This window comes from Methylobacterium sp. WL18 (assembly GCF_008040015.1).
Classification (GTDB): Bacteria; Pseudomonadota; Alphaproteobacteria; order Rhizobiales; family Beijerinckiaceae; genus Methylobacterium; species Methylobacterium mesophilicum.
This window is the reverse complement of record NZ_VRVD01001319.1, coordinates 1-470: the sequence shown is the minus strand read 5'-3', so window position 1 is coordinate 470 and position 470 is coordinate 1. Positions and strand designations below refer to the sequence as shown.

General features: G+C 76.4%; 1 protein-coding gene. It reads left to right on the top strand.

The genetic code is table 11. The features are described from left to right. Positions 1-38: 38 nt before the first annotated feature. Positions 39-470 (top strand): ATP-binding cassette domain-containing protein (locus FV228_RS32525; RefSeq protein WP_246694124.1); only part of this gene is annotated, 432 nt, incomplete at its 3' end.

Here is a 470-nt window from a genome sequence, read left to right as displayed (position 1 = left end):
CCCTGACGCCCCTGCCGGCGCCCCGGGAGAGCGTGCGCGTGACCGCCCTGTCGATCGCCGCCCCCGGGACCGACAGCCTGATCCTGCACGACGTCAACATCGCCTTGGCCCCCGGCAGCGCGCTCGGGGTGATCGGCGCCAGCGGCTCGGGCAAGTCCACCTTCGCCCGCGCGCTCGTCGGCCTGGCCCGGCCGGTCCGCGGGGTGATCCGCCTCGACGGCGCGGCGATCGACCAGTGGGATCCCGACGCCCTCGGCCGCGCCGTCGGCTACCTGCCGCAGGACATCGAGATGTTCGACGGCACCATCGCGGAGAACATCACCCGGTTCGACCCGGCGCCGGACCCGGAGGCCCTGCAATCGGCCGCGAAGGCGGCGGGCGTCCACGAGGTCGTGCTGCGGCTTCCGGGCGGCTACGACGCCCGGGTCGGCGCCGGCGGACTCGGCCTGTCGGGGGGCCAGCGCCAGCGG